This is a genomic window from Kitasatospora sp. NPDC005856, from assembly GCF_040629945.1.
In the GTDB taxonomy this organism is placed as follows: domain Bacteria; phylum Actinomycetota; class Actinomycetes; order Streptomycetales; family Streptomycetaceae; genus Kitasatospora.
Genome location: NZ_JBEXWT010000204.1, coordinates 1 through 3,151 on the forward strand (window position 1 = coordinate 1; position 3,151 = coordinate 3,151).

Annotated in this window: 2 protein-coding genes and 1 pseudogene; 2 read left to right on the plus strand and 1 reads right to left on the minus strand. The window is 65.8% G+C overall.

The window, feature by feature from the left end; translation table 11 throughout:
• Window positions 1-194: 194 nt before the first annotated feature.
• Window positions 195-917 (minus strand): annotated as a pseudogene (locus ABZ449_RS41905) (hypothetical protein); the annotation flags it as partial.
• A gap of 316 nt (window positions 918-1,233) precedes the next feature.
• On the opposite strand from ABZ449_RS41905, the gene ABZ449_RS41910 reads away from it, so the two are divergent.
• Window positions 1,234-1,491, plus strand: a complete 258-nt coding sequence (locus tag ABZ449_RS41910) for a hypothetical protein (RefSeq protein WP_360357371.1) — start codon at window positions 1,234-1,236, stop codon at window positions 1,489-1,491.
• Between the two features lie 748 nt (window positions 1,492-2,239).
• Window positions 2,240-3,151 (plus strand): hypothetical protein (locus ABZ449_RS41915; protein WP_360357374.1); only part of this gene is annotated, 912 nt, incomplete at its 3' end.

The following is a 3,151-nucleotide window of genomic DNA, read 5'->3' on the forward strand; positions in this document are numbered from 1 at the left end:
CGGTGATCCTGGCCAGTTCCGGGTCGCTGACCAGGTCGCCGGTCTGGGCGCCGGAGCAGGCGAGGTCGATCGGGGTGACCCCGGGGATGTCGGTGCGCCGAAACGTTTCCTCTAGCTCTGCGCCGCCTCTTCCCACCACCCCCTTCTACTTTCCATGCCCCCACGTGATCGGTGGGAGGAGGAGAGCGCGGGGGTCACTCGGGCGGGGCCCGCGGGGCGGCGGGGGTCCGCTCGGGGTGGGCGTGGGTTGTGGGGGTGTGCCCGGCGTGCCCGTCGGTCCCGCCGGGCACGCCGTGGGGGCGGGGGTGGCGGCCCGTGTGAGCGGGCTGGGGGTGGACGGCCACGCCGAGGGTGGCCGGGGAGTCGCCCGTCACCGCGATGTCTCCCTCGCGGTCGGTGCGCAGGACGGTGGCGCCGAGTGCGCGCAGGTGGTCGACCGTCCTCGGGGACGGGTGACCGTACGGGTTGCCCTCGCCGCAGGAGATGAGGGCCAGCCGGGGACGCAGGGCGCCCGCCAAGTCCCAGTCCTGGTGGGCCGATCCGTGGTGCGCCACCTTCACGACATCGACCCTTCCCACCCGCCCCAACAGGGCCTGCTGGGCCTGGGGTTCGAGATCTCCGAGCAGTGCCATCCGTAGTCCTCCTGTCAGTGACACCATCAGCGCCACGCTTGCGTTGTTCGGTCCCGGCGCCTCGGCGGCCGCGCCGGGGACCGGCCACACCACGTCCCAGGCCAACTCCGCCCCGGTCGAACGCCGTTCACCCCGACCGGCTCTCAGCAGCGGGAGGCCGATGCCTGCGGCCCAGCCCGCCACCCGGGCCGCCTCGCCCGGCGGGTCGTCCAGCGTGGTGCCCTCGACCGCACCGACCCTGCGGCCCCGCAACACCCCCGGCACGCCCTCGACGTGGTCGGCGTGGTTACATTCTCCATCGTCCGTAACTCTCATGAGGTGGCAAGCCAACGGAACGCCAGGTCGCCGTTGCCGAACCCGTACCGGGGGCAAATCAGATAGTTGAGAGTGCGGACGCCCGGCGAGGAATTCACTCGCGGGAGGGACCTCGGGGTCGGTAGGTAGTGACAGTCCACTGCCTGCAGCGGGCGTCGATTCCGCTGCAGACAGTGAGAGGGCTTCTGGGTCAAGGACGGCCGGGGGCTCGATAGCTCCAGCCGGCGGCCCACCACTGAACAGGGTCGAGGATGCCCCGGCCGTCGATGGCGCGGGGAAGGGTGACGTGGGCCGAGACCGCCTTCGGGTCAAGGCGCACGAAGAGGCCCGGTCCCATGCCCGCGACGACAACGCCCGTACCCAGCTCTTCGCCCACGCCGCCGAGGTCTTCCGCGACCTCAAGAACCCCAAGACTGCGCTGGCCTGGAATGCTCAGGCCGCCGCCATGCCAACCGGTGTGTTCACCCGCTCCGTCGGCATGCGCCTGGCGATCGTCGGGACGGCTCACCTCCAGGGCGCGACCGTGACCAGGGCCTCACTCTAGGCAACCAGGCCTTCGACATCCTCGCCCGCGTCCAGTCGACCCGAGCCATGGACTACGTCCGCGAGTTCAACGCCGCCCTGACCCGGTGGCGGCGCGAGAGCTCCGTTCGTGACTTCCTCCACCGGACCCGCCAGGAACTCGGCATCGCTGCTTGAGGCCTCGCCCGTCGGCGAGCGGGCCGTGCTTCATCACAGCGTGAGCGGCAGGCCGTCCGTTCGGCAGCCCGGATGTGCTCCTCGATCCGCTCCGGGGTCTCGCCGCGGGCGAGTCCGTGGCGCCGAGTTCAGCGCGCGGTCCCGAGCCGCAGATGCGCGAAACCGTTTTCCGACGCGAACGGCCCGGCAAGCTCACTGCCCGGACCGAGCCATGCCCCGATAGGACTCACCGCCGCCAGCCACGGCCAGCACAAGGCCCCAGCTGGTGGCTGGGATCGAAGTTCCGGTGATCACCGACTGCTCGCGGGCAACCACGGCGAGCGTGGCCAACGAGGTTCTCACCAGCTCGCCGAACTCAGGCACATGACTTCCGTGCGGATGGCGCCCCGCCCCCACGGGGGTAGGGCAGTTGGCAGGTCCGCGTGTGAGTCGTCTGACACGAAAACCGGCGACAGCCTACTGCTTGCCGCCCTCGCGTATCGGCTGTCTGCGAGCAGAATCTGCGGTAACTTCAGTCACGTCGTGCTCCATAGGCAAGTCAAGGGACGGGCAAAGTGGGAAGTCCTCATCAGGCGCTAATCACCGCTGTCGAGGTGGAGAAGCTTTTCGGTCGGTATAGCTATGAGATGAGCTTCAGCACCGCGGACCAGACACAGTCCAGAGCGGATCGCCTTACTCTCATCTATGGAAGCAATGGAACAGGCAAGACCACGATCCTGAAACTGATCTGGCATACGCTGTCCCCGGCAGATTCCAACGGACATCGGACTAGCATTGCAAAAATTCCGTTCAAATCCTTCTCCGTGAGCCTCGCCACCGGTGATGTAATCCGCATCGTCAAGCTGGAAGGTCTCTATGGACATTTTGTAGCCCAGGTTTGGTCCGGGAGAACGCAGAAGGTCGAGCAGTTTTATTACCTGGACCCCACAGGGGAAGGAGTTAGGTCCCTCCCTCGCAGTCTGGAATCACACAATGTCGATCAGCTGGAGATTGATCTCGACGTATCTCCAGCAGAGTGGCTGCAGACATCCAGAATTAGGGAACTCGAGATGAGGCGCCGCAGCAGGCAGCACCGCGATGATGACGCATTTGTTGCGTACCTCAAGGGACTCGACGCCGCCCCGTACCTTCTGGCAGACGACCGACAGATTTACGGCGACAAGATTTCTCGCCCCCATGACCAGGAATGGCACTACCGCACCACTGTTGAGGGTCGGGTAGTAGCTGAACCCGACAGGCCCGGCGATAGAGGGGGTGTCACTGCCGAGCTTGCAACTGCAATCTCCCGCGCAAATGACGTGATTCAACGTCAAATTCTTACGGGTGGCTATCAGGGCTCTAGGTCATCAAATAACGCCTACGTAGAAATCCTCAGAAGGGCTGCCCTCACGGATTTGGCGAAGGCAGACGAGGGCACTCGAAGCGCTCTAATCGAGCGCATCGAGGAGCTCGCAAACGAAACCCTCGAATACAGCAAGTATGGCCTTCTTCCAGAGCTCAATCGA